This window comes from Streptomyces sp. NPDC012508 (assembly GCF_042902595.1).
In the GTDB taxonomy this organism is placed as follows: domain Bacteria; phylum Actinomycetota; class Actinomycetes; order Streptomycetales; family Streptomycetaceae; genus Streptomyces.
This window is the reverse complement of the sequence record NZ_JBIBEO010000001.1, coordinates 1,285,178-1,300,115: the sequence shown is the minus strand read 5'-3', so window position 1 is coordinate 1,300,115 and position 14,938 is coordinate 1,285,178. Positions and strand designations below refer to the sequence as shown.

General features: G+C 73.8%; 11 protein-coding genes. All 11 read right to left on the bottom strand.

Annotation, left to right across the window (positions count from 1 at the left end):
* Nucleotides 1–109: 109 nt before the first annotated feature.
* The 11 genes from ACFY8U_RS05600 to ACFY8U_RS05550 are packed head-to-tail and all read right to left on the bottom strand — an operon-like array spanning nucleotide 110 to nucleotide 14,937.
* Complete coding sequence (locus ACFY8U_RS05600) at nucleotides 110–1,660, bottom strand: hypothetical protein (protein WP_389565957.1); 1,551 nt, start codon at nucleotides 1,658–1,660, stop codon at nucleotides 110–112.
* A gap of 6 nt (nucleotides 1,661–1,666) precedes the next feature.
* Entirely contained in the window at nucleotides 1,667–4,171 is a 2,505-nt protein-coding gene (locus tag ACFY8U_RS05595; RefSeq protein ID WP_389565955.1) for a GTPase-associated protein 1-related protein, read from the bottom strand.
* Complete coding sequence (locus tag ACFY8U_RS05590; RefSeq protein ID WP_389565952.1) at nucleotides 4,168–5,358, bottom strand: hypothetical protein; 1,191 nt, start codon at nucleotides 5,356–5,358, stop codon at nucleotides 4,168–4,170. The genes ACFY8U_RS05595 and ACFY8U_RS05590 overlap by 4 nt, the downstream gene beginning before the upstream one ends.
* Complete coding sequence (locus tag ACFY8U_RS05585; protein WP_389565949.1) at nucleotides 5,358–7,418, bottom strand: Hsp70 family protein; 2,061 nt, start codon at nucleotides 7,416–7,418, stop codon at nucleotides 5,358–5,360. The genes ACFY8U_RS05590 and ACFY8U_RS05585 overlap by 1 nt, the downstream gene beginning before the upstream one ends.
* Complete coding sequence (locus ACFY8U_RS05580; RefSeq protein ID WP_389565947.1) at nucleotides 7,415–9,553, bottom strand: AAA family ATPase; 2,139 nt, start codon at nucleotides 9,551–9,553, stop codon at nucleotides 7,415–7,417. The genes ACFY8U_RS05585 and ACFY8U_RS05580 overlap by 4 nt, the downstream gene beginning before the upstream one ends.
* On the bottom strand, nucleotides 9,550–10,989 hold the full coding sequence (locus ACFY8U_RS05575) for a hypothetical protein (RefSeq protein WP_389565944.1): 1,440 nt from the start codon (nucleotides 10,987–10,989) through the stop codon (nucleotides 9,550–9,552). The genes ACFY8U_RS05580 and ACFY8U_RS05575 overlap by 4 nt, the downstream gene beginning before the upstream one ends.
* Nucleotides 10,986–11,636, bottom strand: a complete 651-nt coding sequence (locus ACFY8U_RS05570) for a 4Fe-4S single cluster domain-containing protein (protein WP_389565941.1) — start codon at nucleotides 11,634–11,636, stop codon at nucleotides 10,986–10,988. The genes ACFY8U_RS05575 and ACFY8U_RS05570 overlap by 4 nt, the downstream gene beginning before the upstream one ends.
* Complete coding sequence (locus ACFY8U_RS05565; protein WP_389565938.1) at nucleotides 11,633–12,799, bottom strand: hypothetical protein; 1,167 nt, start codon at nucleotides 12,797–12,799, stop codon at nucleotides 11,633–11,635. The genes ACFY8U_RS05570 and ACFY8U_RS05565 overlap by 4 nt, the downstream gene beginning before the upstream one ends.
* A gap of 2 nt (nucleotides 12,800–12,801) precedes the next feature.
* Nucleotides 12,802–13,947 (bottom strand): protein phosphatase 2C domain-containing protein, encoded by a 1,146-nt coding sequence (locus tag ACFY8U_RS05560; protein WP_389565936.1) that lies wholly within the window; start codon nucleotides 13,945–13,947, stop codon nucleotides 12,802–12,804.
* Entirely contained in the window at nucleotides 13,944–14,714 is a 771-nt protein-coding gene (locus ACFY8U_RS05555; RefSeq protein ID WP_389565934.1) for a hypothetical protein, read from the bottom strand. The genes ACFY8U_RS05560 and ACFY8U_RS05555 overlap by 4 nt, the downstream gene beginning before the upstream one ends.
* Entirely contained in the window at nucleotides 14,707–14,937 is a 231-nt protein-coding gene (locus ACFY8U_RS05550) for a hypothetical protein (RefSeq protein ID WP_389565932.1), read from the bottom strand. The genes ACFY8U_RS05555 and ACFY8U_RS05550 overlap by 8 nt, the downstream gene beginning before the upstream one ends.
* Nucleotide 14,938 lies beyond the last annotated feature (1 nt).

Genomic DNA, 14,938 nt, shown 5'->3' with positions numbered 1-14,938 from the left:
TGTTCACGAACACGACCAGGAGGGAGCGGTGACAAGGCCGGTGGGGTACCACGACCCGGGGTGCACGCGGCCCTCGTGAACGCCCGGGCGGCGGGTCGCGTCCTGCCGGTCAGGCCCTGAGACACCACTCGACGAACCCAGTGACGCTGGCGTCCACGCCCGCCTCGTCGTTCGCCACGGCGGCTGTGCGGAAGAAGCGGACCTCCCGGAAGTGCAGATCCATGGCCTGGACGAGGGTGCGCAGGCCGAGGACCTCGCAGAGCCAGGTCCGGGTGTCGTCGCTGTCCCCGGCGCGGGCCGGTGCCAGGCCGTGCTCGGTGAGGAGGTCCGTCTTGCTCACGGCGACCGCCAGGCGGGACCGGTCCAGCGGCGCGCCCATCGCGGCCACCGCCTGGACCGAGCGGGCGAAGACCTCCTCCGGATCGACCGTGGAGCCGAGGGTGCGGTCGAGCAGGGGACCCGGAGCGGGTTCCATGGTGGTCCAGAAGGCCTTGACCGCCATCGGGTCCAGGACGAAGACGAAGGTGCGCGCCGCTCGCGCGTACCGCAGCGCGTCCGTGTCGTCGCGATCGACGAACCTCTCGCCGGCCGTGTCGAAGAGGTGGACCAGTCGCTGGGAGCGGTTGCGGCCGAGGACGAAGGAGTGGGCTCGGGGCAGAGCCTTCTGCGTGGCGCGGGTGTGGCCCCGCATGTGCAGCACCTCGCGGAGCACCTGGTAGTTGGCGTCCGACTCCTCGTCGGCGAGGGTCAGCGCCGGGCCGCCGTTCGCCGCGGCGTGCTCCAGGGACAGGAGCATGGCCGCCATCAGCTGCGTCTTGCCCGCAGCCTGCCCGCCGATCAGCGGGATCACCACCTCGCGCATGTGGCCCGCGTCGGTGTTCATCGGTTTCCCGCAGTGCGGGTGGACACAGTACGCCTGGAGCCGCGAGTTCCGGCTCATCAGCATCAGCAGCGTCGGCATGCGCCGTCCGCACTCGCAGCGACGCCGGAAGATGCCGTACCGCCCCGGACGGATGTCCATGTGCCGGCGGCGGCACGTGGAGCTGGGGCAGTCGTACGCCGGGTAGGGCACGCGTTCGAAGCAATGGGGGCAGAGCATTCCGGTGCGCAGACGTCTCATCGCCAGGAACGCCCGGTCGACCGTCCGGAGGATCCCCGCCACGAGGCGGGCTCCGACCGTGAGGAGCGCCAGTACCGACGCGTGCAGGATCAGGAGCAGGCCGATCAGCGGCGGCGCCAGCACGGCGCCCAGGCAGAGCCCCAGATACAGCGCCACGCCGTACGGCACGGTCACCGCGCGGGAGCGCGTCGGAGCGGCGAACTGCCGTGACGTCACAGCTCGGAACGCGTCGCCGACCGTGGTGGCGTACGACCGCCGCGCCAGTGTGAGGAGCTGGCGCAGGTCGCGGAAGCCGGGCCCGAAGAAGTAGTTGCGGTACGCCTTCACCTCCTCGTCCTGCGGGCGGTAGGGCGGCAGCGTCTGGAACTCGGGGGTGCGCCGGTACAGGACGCCGAACACCGTGGTTCCGTACCGGGCGAGCAGCTGGCTCACGAGGGCGAGGCCCCGCAGGGCGGCGATGGCCGGGACGAAGGGGATGAACGCGCCGAGCGCGACGAGGTAGACGGCGGGGATGAGGACGAACGTGATGATCTCAGCCATGGTCGGTCACCGCCCCTTCTCCTTCCGGGAGTTCTCGGTTGCCTGGGAGCCGGGAGATTTCCCGGTGTCAGGAGTGGGTGGGGCGGGCGACTTCGTACGGCGGCCGGGAAACGGGAAGCTGCGCGGCAGGCTCCATGGGCCGCGTCGCCGGGCCTCGACGTCCTCGGCATACCGCTCGGCGAGGTCGGCCCGGTAGGGCCGGACCGCTCGCTCCAGCCGTTCCAGGTCCGCGACAGGCCAGCGCCCCATGGGGCGGGTCCGGATCGCCTCGACCCACTCCGCGTGGGTCTGGGAGAGCGCCGCACCCTTGGGCAGGGTGACGACGGCGGCGACATGGCCGAGCGCGATGTCGTCGATCTGCCCGCCGCGTGTCACGGTCCGGCCGACGGCCGACAGGTACAGGGCCAGCTCGCGGTTGCTCAATGCCGTCAGTCGCATGCGGAGGCGGCCGAAGTCGGCGGGCAGGCGCAGCATGGCGGGCACCAGGCGGAGGCGCGTGAGGGCGGCCGGGGCCGCCCACGAGCCGGCCTTCGGGACGGCGAACGCGTCGACGAGTTCCGTGGCTTCGCGGAGATCATGAAGACTGTCGTCCAGCCCGAGGGTGATCTGCACGTACTCTCCCGCTGCCTCCGGCAGCCAGGCGAAGCGGCTCGGACGGGTGAGCAGCCGGCACAGGTGGAGACAGGACTCGAGTGCGTCGTCGTCCTCCACGGGCTGACGCAGGGCGCGTTCCAGCCACTTCCCGACGGCCTCGTCCACCGGGCCTTCGGTGGGCAGCCCCTCGGCGATACGCACCGCCTCCAGATGGGTCCAGGCGCGCGTGGACTGCCGCCACAGGCTGCGCAGCAGCTCTTCGTCGGGTGATGACTGTCCTCGGATCCGGAGGATCTTGAACATGATCGGAACCGTGTGAGAGGGCTCGCGCTCGGCCCGCGCCCGCAGGCGGTGTTCCTGGAGCAGGGGGCGGCCTTCCAGGTCGGCCTCCCGGAGCAGTTCGGCGGGGAACTGGGAGAACAGCTGCTCCTGCCCCGCGCGTTGCTCCAGTACCTCCTCCACCGCCGTGGCCAGGGATCTCCGCATCACCGGAAGGACGGCGAGGAGATCGATCACCTCCGAACGGAGCTTCGGGGCGGGGGAGAGGGCGCCGAGCAGCGCGCGGGCCAAGGTGAGCGTCTCCTCCGCCAGAACCTCCGACGGCACCGGGAGCTCGGCGCCGAGGGCCCAGAGCAGCAGCCGCGTCCGCTCGCGCGGGTTCCTTGTCCCGTCGCGCAGCAGCCGCGTCCAGAGGGCGGTGGCCCGCTCACGTGCCACCGGGTCGGTGATCGGCACGGGCGCGACGGCGTCGGCGGAGGCCGCCGCGTAGGCCCGCATCCGCGACGCGTGGAGCTTGCCCTCGATCTCCTGATGCACCGCAAGGTCGCCACCGGCCTTCGCGGCGGCGCTCAGCGCGGCGAGCCGGCGGTCGTCCAGGTCGCGGTGCTCGCGATGGATGTCCCCCGCGACGGCCGCCCGCCGCGCCCCCAGGTGCTCGGCGTCGGCAAGCCAGTCGATCACCGCGTGGGCGTCGACCGCCGTGAGCGGGATGCTCCCCGAGGCCGCCGCGGCGGCGACGGGGGCGTGCCAGTCCTCCGGTGTCTCCTCCCCGCCCCGGGCGTAGTCCGCCGTCCACGACCAGACGGGCCGTACGGAGCCGACGCCGACCCTGGTGAGGAGAGCGGCCAGGGGGCCGACGGGGACCTCGGGAAACATGCCCCGGGCGAAGTCGAACACCGTGTACGCCGCTTCGTCGTCCGGCCCGAACGTGAGCTGGGCCTCGGGCACCGTGCCGATCAGGTGGAGTCGGCTGCGGGCCGGCCGGAAGACGTAGGTGGCGAAGGAGAGGCCACGGGCCAGCGGGGGAGGCAGCAGGTAGGAGACCGCGGCGAACCAGTGCGCGATCCGCTCGGTCGAATGGTCGACCACCACCACCGAGCCGTGGTCGGTGAGCGCGCCGAAGACGGCGGCCAGCAGCTCCGGCAGCCGGTCCGCGTGGGGATGGGCGCGCAGGAACTCGCTCACGGCCCGGACGCCCATCGGCCCCGGCACCGGCGCCGCCAGCGCCGGGATCTCCGTGCTCGGCGACACCTGGCTGGTCCAGGCCGGCGAGTTCCACCACTCGATCGGGAGCATTCCCTCCGCCGCCGCGGTGAAGTCCTCACTGTGCAGGGCGTGGGCGAAGTAGTTGCCGAAGCGGCGGGCCGAGTCACGGCCCACGTACCGGACGCACACCGCCGTGGCGCGACGACCTGCCCGGTCGTAGGGCCGGTAGCAGAGGTTGACCGGGCAGCGCTCCAGTGACTCCGGGGTGTCCGACTCGACCAGGGCGCGGGGTGGCTCGTACCCGGACAGTGCCTCCACGGCCTGCCGGGTCTCGGCGGTGACACCCGCGCTGACGGCGTTGAACTGGAACCCGGAGTATCCGCTGAGCCCCTGCTCGCAGGAGGTGTAGTAGAGCTGCTCGAACCGCGTCATCCCCGGCCCGCCTTCGGCACCGAACCGAACTCGCTCAGCAGCCAGAGCAGGGGGTCGGCCACACGGTACGGCTGGATGCCGGTGGGGGCCACCCGGGCGTCGGGGGTGGGGTTGCGGCCCAGGGCGGAGACCCCGAAGTACCGGTAGCGGGTGAAGTGGTTGTCCAGCAGATGGTCGATCGCCACGCCGTCCCAGTCCTTGAGGAGCCTGCGTACCTCCTCGTGGACGTTGAGGCTGTCACCCACGTCGAAGCGGCCGCGTGGGGGCGCGTAGTCGCGCAGCGGGCTCCCGGAGTCGAGCAGGTGCCAGAAGGCGTCCATCTTGGAGAAGACGACGGAGATCGGGGTGTCGATCTTCTGTGCCGACCGACCGGAGCGGGGAGCCAGCAGGAGGTTGGTGACCCGGGAGAGGACGTTGATCGGGGTGTCCAGGCCCTCGGTGCCCGGCAGTGGAGTCCCGGGCAGCGCGTTGTCGCGGGCGCCTGGCATCTGGAGCGGGTCGAGCAGCAGCACGATGCCGTCGGCGCCCGCCAGATAGCGGGTGTTCAGCTCCACGTTCTCCCGGGAGCTGAAGTCCTCACCGGCGGTGTCGAAGAACGAGAGGACGGTGTGCTGCGGCCGCTCCCCGAGCAGAGTGCGCCGTCGCATCCCGAAGCGGAAGACGAGCGGGTCCACCCGGTTGAGCGTGGTGGAGGCGGTCTGGGTGCCGGGGAACATCTGGTTGTCGCGGTAGAGACGGTCCTCGTAGTCGGAGCCGAAGCGTCGCATGGTGTCGTCGTCCGAACCCATCAGGGCGGCACCGAACGCCTCGCCGACCCGGTTCCGCATCTCGTGGAGCAGCACCGTCATGTAGACGGTCTTGCCGGACGCCTTGGGGCCGACCATGGCGATCAGCCGGTTGTCCACCATGCCGAACTGGACGGGCAGGTCGGAGTGGCACACCGGGCAGATCCGGTACGTGGTCTCGCCGTCGCAGTCCGCGCAGGTCGCCGTCGGCCTGCGCCCGTCCGCCGCGAAGACGGGGCCGAGGTCGTGGCTGCGGCGCGGACCCTTGCGCTGGTCGAGAACCTGGTCGCGGCTGCGCTCGCACTGCTTGCCCGTCCGGCTCAGCCGGGTGTTGCAGCGGAAGCGGATCTCGCGCGGGGCGAAGTGCTCGTAGCAGTAGGGGCAGGTGAGGCGTTTGGCCATCAGGTGACTCGCAGTCTGTGCAGCGCCGTCGGGCGGATGTCGATGCCGGTGTCGGTGCCCGCGTCCGCCGGGAAGCAGACCAGCCAGGACGGGCCGCGCGTGGCGGGCAGCGGGAACTCCACGGTCAGGGGCGTGCCGGCGGGGAGACGTTGGGCGGGCACCTCGTGCACGACGGTGCCCTCGGTCGTGCTGGTGGGGCGGAACCGGCCGAGGCTGTGGACGATGCGGACCTCGGGCAGGTCGCAGCCGGTCTCCGAGGAGAAGGTGACCGACGCCGACCGGCCCGTGAGCCGGCGGCGCACGCTGGGCTCGTACGAGACGAGCGCCGGCGCGGGCGGGACGAGCAGCGACGAGGCTCCTTCGCACCCGTCGCCGAGCTCGGCGACGAGGGCCTCCACCGTGACGGTGACGGCCCCCCGGCCGACGGCCAGGTCGTATCCCCCGTCGTGCTCGTACACCCGGCGTCGGCAGACGTCGTCGCCGTGGCCGGGACCCGCGCCGGCGACGCCTCCCTCACGGCGCCAGCGGACCCGTGCGCTCAGGGCCCCGGCGGGCCATGCCCACAGGACGAGCAGGTGGTCGCCGCGCCGGATGGCCTGGAGTTGGTCGACGGGGAGCGCGAAGACGGTCTGCGGATCGAGGGGAGAGCCCGTCGGGGGCGTGGCCGGAGGATCGTACGGTTCGCTGCTGCTGCTGCTGCTGCTGCTGCTGCTGGTGCTCGTGCTCGTGCTGGTGCTGCTGCCGCTGGTGCTCGTGCGATCGGTGTCGGTTTCGGTGTACGAGGGCGGTGGCGAGGCGCGCGGGGCATCGGTGTACGAGGGCGGCGTGGACGGCGGCTCGGCGGCCGGTGCGCCGGGGCGCGGGGCATCGGTGCGTGGCGGGCCCAGGGGTCCGGCGTACGGCGCTGCGGGGGACGGCCTCTCGTCCGTGGCCGTCCCCGGGGTCGGCCCGGTCGGTGTGGCCGGGGCGGCCTGTCCGGTGTCCGCATCGGCCGGCGAGGTGTTCTGTCGCGCCAGGGGCTCGGGGTCCTCGACCCGGGAGCGCCCGGCACCGGGCTCCGGGTCGGCCACGGTGCTGCCCGGTTCGGGGTCCGAGAGGGTGTCCCCGTGGTGCCCGATGCCTCCGCGAGCGTAGGGGTCGCCCCAGCCGGCGAATCCGGCCTCGGCCCGCGCCGGCCGTGCGGCGGGCCCGGCGACGACACGGAGGATGCCGAAGTCGCGCAGCGTCAACAGACCAAGAACGACGGCCTGTTCGGCGCGGTCGCAGCGCACTGTCAGCCCCTGCGCGACGGGCAGCTCCTCGATCTCGGCCCGCACACGGGGAGAGGCACACATGCCACCGGCCAGCAACACCGTGTCCACGGCCGGTTCCGCGGTGGTCAGTTGGTCGGCGACGGCGGCGAGCATGCGCTCCCGCAGCGGAGCCACCGCCCGCTCGAAGTCGGCCCGGTCCAGGGTCACCTGGTGGCGGGCGCCCGCTGGGTCCTCGAAGGACTCGGTGGCCCGGTCGGCGCCGTCCAGCCCCTTACGGAGGGACTCCGCCGCACGCATCGGATCGACCCCCTCCGGCAGGCGTCCGGCGAGACCGACGGCGACCGCCTCGTCCCAGTGGTCCCCGCCGAGCGGGAGGCTGACGGCGCGGACCAGGTGCACGGTCAGGTCGGGGGAGATCGCCAGCACGCTCAGGTCCAGCGTCGTCGCCCCCTGGTCGCAGACCAGGACCGTGTGGTCCACGCCCTCCGCGACCGCCCGGTAGTGCAGGGCCACGGCCACCGGCTCCGGTACGACGCGGGCGACGTCGAGCCCGGCGTGCTCCACCGCGTACCGGAGCTCGTCCTCCCGGCCGCCCGACGCCGGGATGCCGAGCACCGCCGAGCGGTCCGGCTCCACCGCGAGGGCGCCCGCATCGGCCGGTCCGGCCGGGACGAGCCGGGGCAGCGCCCGGCCAGGGTCGAGGACACCGTCCACACCGGCGAGTTCGGTCGTGGTCACCACCGGTCCTCCGTCGGGGCCGACCCGCGCGAGGCGCCCGAAGCGGTGCCCGAGATGGATGGCGATCATGCTCGTCCGGTCCCTTCGCTCGCGGACGGCGCCGCGCCGTCCGGGGAGACCCGTACCGTTCCGTCGGCCCCGACACCGACCCGGATCCGGCTGCCCGGCTCCGGGCGGTGCGCCAGCAGATGGCTGACGAGGGCCGACCGCACCAGCTCCAGTTCGTTACGGATCTGCCGGCCTCCGTACGCCTGGTGCTCGGGGTCCGCCATCCGCTCCGCGATCCACGGGTGGAGGGTGTCCGTGTCGGGAACCAGCTCCACCCGGTGACGCTCCCGGACCGACTCGGCGAGCTGGCGCAGCAGCCGGTCGGCGATCCGCACCACGTGCTCGTGGCGCAGCATGTCGAAGACCACCACCCCGGGCTTGAGCCGGCCGTAGATCTCCGGCCTGCCGATCTGCCGGAACTTCTCCTCCACCGCCCGGGTGAAGTGCGCCTCCAGCTGCGGGTACGAGAGCTCGTCCCGCTCCTCCAGCAGACTCCGGACCTGCTCCGCGCCCGTGTTGGACGTGAAGATGATCAGGCACTGGGAGAAGTACGCCGTCTGGCCGCGTCCGTCGGTGAGCCGGCCGTCCTCCAGGATCTGCAGGAACTTGTCCAGCACCTTGGGGTGGGCCTTCTCGATCTCGTCGAAGAGCAGGACGCTGAACGGCCGTTCCTGTACCCGACGCGTCAACTCGCCACCCTGCTCGTGCCCGATGAAGCCGGGCGGCGCCCCGGCAAGGCGCTCGGCGGCATGCTCCTGCTGGTACTCGCTCATGTCGAACCGGGCGTACGCGCTCTGGTCGCCGAACATCAGCTCGGCGACGGCCTTGGCGAGTTCGGTCTTTCCGACACCGGTAGGCCCCACGAAGAAGAAGGCGCCCCGGGGGCGGGCGTTGCCCGAGCTGCCGAAGTCGACTCCGACGAAGGCGGACTGGAGGGCGGAGGCGACGGCGCGCACGGCCGTGGACTGGCCGACCACGCGGGTTCCGAGGACCTCGGCGGCGCCGGCGACGGTCTCCCGGTCGAGCTGGGTCCACGGGTCGACGCTCACGTTGAGCCGGTGCAGCTCCAGCAGCTTGTCCGGCTTCCGCAAGGGCGCGTTGCGCAGCCAAGACGTCCTGGCCAGGGATTCGATGTCCCAGGCGGCCATGCCGTCGGTGGCCCCGACAAGAGCTTCGAGCTCGGCGCGGGAGGACTCCTGGGCTCCGTTGAAGTACCGGCGCAGCCAGGCGAGCCACAGTCGGCGCTCGCTCGGGTCGGGCGGGCCGATGTGCAGCGCGGCGATCCTCGGGTCCTCCAGATGGAACCAGCCGGGCAGCCGGCCCACATCGCCGACGGCGCACAGGACCGCGTTGCGCGCGTGCGGGGTCGGTCCCGTCGCCGAGCGAGGGGTCACGGCGTCCGTCATCGCGGCGCGCAGCCTCAGGTAGCCCAGCTGTGATTCGGGCTGTCCGGGCGGGAGGTGGTGGTCGACGTCCTCGAAGACGAACGCGGTGGCCGCGTCGGGTGAGGCCGCCATGCGGTGCACGGTGGCGACCACGTCCTCGAAGGCACGCGGCCTGCCCGACTGGCGAGGAGCCAGCAGACGGTCCCGGCCGCGTTCCCGTTCGCCGCCGCGACGGCCATGCGCCGTCGAGCCGGGCCCGTCGGCGGGGGGCGTTTCCGTGTTCCCCACGTCGCGCGTGTCCCCCGCCTCGCGCGCGTCCTCCGAGGTGTGCGGCGGCCGGGCGCCGCCCGAGCCCTCCGCCGGCGCTCCACCGGCTCCCGCCCGCGTTCCCGGCCGCTCCGCCGGTCGCCCCTCCCGGAGCTCGTCGAAGCGCTCCGCGTGGCCCGTCAGCGGGAAGGTGAGCCCGCCCACCGGGTCCCACCACCCGACGACCTCCGCGCCCCGTGTCTCCAGAAGGCCCGCGACCACCTCGCGGAACGAGGCGGGGCGGTCGGCGAACCACCAGCGGTCCCTGATCTGCCCGTTCAGAATCACCTGGCGCCCGCGCCGCAGCTCCCAGCCGAGGGACACCGCCCAGAGCGGCATCATGCCGTCCGCGGTGACCGGCTCCCCGTCCCGGGCCGACCCGTCGCGACGGTCCCCGTGCGGGCGGCCCTCCGCGCCGCCCGCGCCGGCGCCGTTAGCCCGCTTGGCCCAGTCGACCGTGCTCACCGGGTCCACCTCCACTCCTCCGCGCCGGAACGCCGCTTGCCCCGCTGCCCCGGCGGCTTGCCCTGCCAGGTGAGTTCGCCGGGGACGAAGCCGTCCCGTTCGACGATCGCCTCGTGCACCCGCTCCAGCAGATCCTCGGTGTGGTCGCAGACCGCGCCGTCCGGATCCGGACGGAGGGTGACATCGGGCTCGCCGTCGACCTGATAGACGAGGACCGGGGTGCCGCCCTCATCGGTGGCGATCGTGGTCCGGTACGTCGCGCCGCTCGGCCGTTCGAAGCTGAGCAGCAGGCGACCGTCCCCTTCGGCGCCGCCGGTGAAGGCGAAGCCCTCGCCGAGCATGGCGTCCTGCAGGGCCTGCGCCAGGTCGATCCGGCGGGTGTACGCCAGCTGCAGTTCGTCCAGGCGGGCTTCGACGCCGACGAGCAGCTCCTCCAGCGCCGCGACCGCCGTCAGCGCCTCGGCCGCCGCGCCGGCCGCGAGCGGCTCCGTGACGGCGGTCAGCGCTGCCTCGATCCGCTCGGCCAGCGCCGGATCGGCGAGCTCCCGGGCCTCGTCTGCCGCGGCCTTGACGGACGGCCGTACGACGTGGAGCCGGTCAGCCGCCTCGGTCGACGTCGCCTCGTGGGCCTCCCGCTCGGCCTCCAGTGCTGCCTGCCGGTCCGCCTCCTCACGGGCGGCGCGTTCCTCCGCCTGCCGCTCGGCCTCGCGCGCCCGCTCGGCCCGGCGGAGCTCCTCGGCGGCCCGGTCCCCGGCGGTCGTGGCATGGCGGCCGAGGGCGTGTTCCACGGTGCCGAGCAAGGCCCGGAAGCGTGTCTCCGTACCGGGGCCGGCGGCGGCGCGCAGCTCGTCGAGCAGGTCGACACAGCTCCGGTGCCCCTCGGGGTCCCGAACCCGGGCCTCCGCCCCGATCGCGGCCAGCCGTGACTCCAGACCCGCCAGTACGGCCCCCTGGTCGGTGTCCCGGCCGGACGCCTCCCCCTCCCGGCCGAGCACGACGACCCGGCCGCGCAACTCCTCGATCGCCCCGCCCAGGTCCTCGGCCCGGTCGACGCCGGCCTGGAGAGCATCCAGACGCTGCCGCAGGGTGCGTACCTCGGACGCGTCCGCGCGCACCTTGTCCAGCAGCTCCCGCACCTCGGCCAGCCGACGCGCGTCGGCGCCGGCCCGCTCCTGGCGCATCCGGTGCGCGTGCGCCTGCTCGCGCGCGGCCCGGCGGTTCGCCGACTCGGCCTCCCTGCGCTCGGCCTCCGCCCTGGCCCGTTCCCGGCGCGCCGCCGTCTCCCGGGCCCGTCGGGCGGCCTGCTCGGCGCGTTCCCTGGCGCGCTGCGCCTGTTGACGCCGCCGTTCCGCCTCCCGGGCCCGGCGCCGCTCCGCCTCCAGGCGCGCGTAGGCCGGCGCGACCGTGACGGTGCTGTACTTCGGTGATCCGCTCATGCTTCCCTCCGTGCCTCGGCGCGCAGGACGAACCCCCGAGCCGCGAGTCGTTCCTCAAACCCCTCCCGGAAGCCGGGGGTCGGCGGGACCCCCGCCCAGGACAGTGATCCGTCGGCCTCCAAGGACACTTCGACGCCCGCGCTCGCGTCGGGCTCGGTCGCCACATGCGCGTAGCGGTCGGTCAACGCGATGAGGCGCTGGTTCGCCGAGCCGCGCCAGCGCAGGCCGTGCTGCGCGGAGGCCACGTAGGGGCCGTCCACGAGCAGGTCGAGGCGCCGCAGCAGGGCGCGTCGGTCCCACTCGCCCCGACGCAGGGTCTCGTACCGGAACCCCGAGTAGGCCATCGCGGTGAACTCCGGCCGCCGCGAACGGACATGGTCGAGCAGGGCGGCCAGAGCGGACGCCTGGGCGAAGGGCTCGCCACCGGAGAGGGTCACGCCCTCGATGCCGGGCAGCTCGCACAGCCAGTCGGCGAGTTCGGACACCTCGTGTGCGGTGCCGCCCTCGAAGGGCAGCGTCTCCGCCGCCACACATCCCCGGCAGCGCAGCGGGCAGCCCTGCACCCAGATCACGGCCCGGGCCCCCGGCCCGAGGACGGTGCAGCGGTCGAGTATGCGCGCCACCGAGAGCGCAGCCACCTCTGTCATCCGGCCTTCCCCTTCCTGCCCGTCGCGTCCGTCGCGTCCGTCGTGTTCGAGGGGTCGCCGGCGCCCTGCGGCTCCTGCGGGCCCTTCGCGTCATGGGGTGCCCGGGAGTCCGGCAGAGCGTGTTCCTGCCGTGGCCGAGGGGCGGGGTAGCCGTCGGCGCCCCGTTCGGCCAGGTCGCACCACGGGCACCAGGGCCGCTCGGCGGTGTGCACATGCAGGGGATTGCGTCGGCACGTCCGCAGACGGGCCGGGTCCGCCTCCGCGGCGAGCGCCTCCGCCCAGGCCGAGGCAGCGGGTCGCACCCCGCCGAACGCGGCCCGGAAGAGGGCGGCGAGACGGCGCGGGAGCAGATCGACGGGCGGGGCGGAACGGGGCAGGATGACCGAGGTACGGTCGAGGAGGCGGCAGCGGCGGTGCAGGACGTTGTCGTCGTACGACAGATAGCCGCCGCCGGAAGCGGGATGCCCGGCGAAGGGGTGGAGCCCGCACATCAGCAACTGGTGGACGAGGACGGCGAGGACGAACTCGTCGGACGCCCGGTCCGGGGCGGTGCCCGCCGGGGCGCCGATCCGTTCGGGCGCTGTGTGGCCCGGGCTGCCCATCCGGCCGGGGAACACCTCGCCGCCGTCGGTGAACTGCCAGGAGTCCACGTCCGCGATGCCGACCCTGCCGAGCGCGTCGACCCAGAGGTTGTCCGGCTTCAGATCGCCCACCACGTAGCCCTCGACATGCAGGTCGGCGACGAGACGGGCGAGCGAGAGGGAAGCGGCGAGCGCGGTGGCCCACGTCGCGTCCGGGAGGAGCCGCGCGCGGGCCTCGGGGGTCAGCAGATGCGCGAACGGCTGGTGGGCGTGGCGCATGTCGGCCATCACGTAGCCGTCCACGCCGTCGGCACCGGGGCCGCCGGCCCGGACCCCCGCCAGGGGCCACGCCACACGCGTGGGTGTCGTGGACACCAGCCGGACGGCACGCGGCTCGCGGCGCTGCCGCACGAGCCGGGCGATGCGGCGCCGGTAGGCGGCCGGGTCGGGCGGGGCGGGGACGAGCTTGGCCACCAAGGGGCGCGCGTCGTCCACGCCGTAGACGATTCCTTCGGAGCCCGTACCGATCGGCTCGGTGAGCCGCCATGTGTGTCCGCTGCCGGACACCACCGTGAGGGCCATCGTCAGCTGCCCTCCGTCAGGGCGCAGACCACGGTCAGGTCGTCGCCCGTCCGAGCCGCGTCGGGACCGGAGAGCAGGGCGCGTAACGGCTCGGCGTCACCGCCGTTGGCGCGGAGCGTCGCGGCGAGCCCGCAGAAGAACAGCTCGGCGGGCAACGGGCCCGCCTCGGGCGGCAGTTCATGTAGGGAGGGATGGTCGAGGGTGAGGGGCGCGCAGCCGTCGGTCGCGAGGACGACGCCACTGAGCCGCGGCTCCCACAGCGCGAACGACCGCAGGCGAAGGGTGGCCCCGGGCGAGGAGAGAAACACGGTCTCCGGTGCGCCGGGCGGAGGAGGCGGCAGCACCAGATGGCACCGCTCGCCGAACGTGTGCGTCAGGCCGGAGGCGGAGGAGTCGCCCGACGCGGGGGGCTCGCCTGACGCGGGGGGCTCGCCGGGCGTGCTGGGCTCGCCGGGCGCGCCGGGATCGCCGACGGCGATCGGCTCGCCACGCGCTGAGGAGTCGCCGGAGGCGGAGGGGTCACCTGCCGCGGGGGGCTCGCCGGACGTGCCGGGATCGCCGGAGTCGCCGCACGCGGAAGGCTCGTGGGGCCCGTCGAACCCGTCGGGTCCTGCTCGCTCCTCGGGCCTGCGGAATGCCGCTCGCTCGTCGGGCCTGCCGGACCCTTCACGGTCGCCGGGCCTGCCTGACCCGTCCTGCGGGTCGGGCTCGTCCGGCTCGCGGGTCAGGACGGTGCCGAAGCAGTCGCCGATCGAGAGGAACGCCACCCAGGGAGGCCGTACGACCGCAGCGGCCAGCGTGGCGGCCAGGGCGCCCGTGTCGACCGGCTCCGCCGGACCGGCCACCGCCGACAGCGCCCCTTCCACCGCCCGCCGGTAGTCCTCGACCACGCGGGCGCCCGCCGCCGCGATCCACTCCGACCACGCCTCCGGGGAGTCCTCCGCCTCCGGTACGTTCTCGGCCAGCACCCGGCAGGCGGCGTCCACCGCGATGTGCGCGCCGAGCGCGCTGCGCTCCCGGCCGCCGGCGCCGTCGGCTACGGCGAGCACGGCCGCCGTCCCCAGGTCGACCGCCTTGAAGGCGTCCTGGCAGCACTGCGCGCGGGCCAGGTGCGCGGTTCCCTGGACCGCCGCTCCCGCCACGATCACTGGACCTTCTCCTCAAGGAGACGCATGCGCCGCTGCCGCTCCACGCGGTCGGCCACCTGCCCGTGGATCTCGTCGGCGGCCTGCCTCCCGTCGACGACGTCCGAGCTCTGGAACAGGAGATCGAGGATCCGCCCGAAGTCCAGCCCCTCCAGCATCAGGGCGCCCTTGGGCGTCAGGGCCCGCAGCAGCTCCAGATCCGCGCCGCTCACGCCGATCGCCTGGAGCACGCATTCGCCCCGCTCCTCGCCGAGGCGCACCTTCGCCGCCGTACCGGCAAGGGCGGCGGGGTCCATGGCCTCCCCGTTCGCGTCGCTGGGCGCGCCGTCCGTCAGCACCCACAGGAACGGCCTGCGCACCTGGACGTGTTGCTCCTGCAAGGTCCGGTAGCGCGAGCGCGCCAGGTCGAGCGCCGTCTCGACGGCCTCGGTCATCCGGGTCAGGCCCGACGCCTCCAGCCGGGGCGGGCGCATCCGGTCCACCGGCACGAAGAGCCGGTCCGGCACTGCCTCCTCCACCGGCACAAGCCGGTCCGGCCCCGGATCGAAGACCCTGACCCGCGAGTCGAAGGTGATCAGGCACACTTCCACCCGCGCGCGCAGCCTCGGCTCCGCCCGCACCCCGTCGAACCAGCGGGTCAGTGCCTCGCTGAGCTCGTCGATCCGGGGGTTCTCCGCCGGACGTCCCATGGAGGCCGACGTGTCGAGGAGCAGCACCACGGGCTGCCGCTCGTCGTACCCCTGCGCCAGCCCGAAGCCGTACTCACTCATCCCCGGCCGCCCCGCCCTCGTCCGTCCGATCCACTGCCTGTGCGAGGAGCCGCCGCCGCTCCGGGTCGTAGCGCACGACGACCTCCGTACCCGGAGCCATCCCCGGGGTCTCCGGGAGCATCCGCAGCAGCACCCCGTCGACCAGGACGTACGCGTCGGGAGCGGGCCAGGTGATGATCCGCCCCGGCGCCCCATGACCCCACTGCTCCATCCCACCACTCATG

Bases quoted from the DNA above. Each gene is read 5' to 3' on its own strand.
- ACFY8U_RS05575 (WP_389565944.1), bottom strand. From the start codon at position 10,989: ATGAGCGGATCACCGAAGTACAGCACCGTCACGGTCGCGCCGGCCTAC.
- ACFY8U_RS05570 (WP_389565941.1), bottom strand. From the start codon at position 11,636: ATGACAGAGGTGGCTGCGCTCTCGGTGGCGCGCATACTCGACCGCTGC.
- ACFY8U_RS05555 (WP_389565934.1), bottom strand. From the start codon at position 14,714: ATGAGTGAGTACGGCTTCGGGCTGGCGCAGGGGTACGACGAGCGGCAG.
- ACFY8U_RS05550 (WP_389565932.1), bottom strand. From the start codon at position 14,937: ATGAGTGGTGGGATGGAGCAGTGGGGTCATGGGGCGCCGGGGCGGATC.
- ACFY8U_RS05585 (WP_389565949.1), bottom strand. From the start codon at position 7,418: ATGATCGCCATCCATCTCGGGCACCGCTTCGGGCGCCTCGCGCGGGTC.
- ACFY8U_RS05600 (WP_389565957.1), bottom strand. From the start codon at position 1,660: ATGGCTGAGATCATCACGTTCGTCCTCATCCCCGCCGTCTACCTCGTC.
- ACFY8U_RS05565 (WP_389565938.1), bottom strand. From the start codon at position 12,799: ATGGCCCTCACGGTGGTGTCCGGCAGCGGACACACATGGCGGCTCACC.
- ACFY8U_RS05590 (WP_389565952.1), bottom strand. From the start codon at position 5,358: ATGGCCAAACGCCTCACCTGCCCCTACTGCTACGAGCACTTCGCCCCG.
- ACFY8U_RS05595 (WP_389565955.1), bottom strand. From the start codon at position 4,171: ATGACGCGGTTCGAGCAGCTCTACTACACCTCCTGCGAGCAGGGGCTC.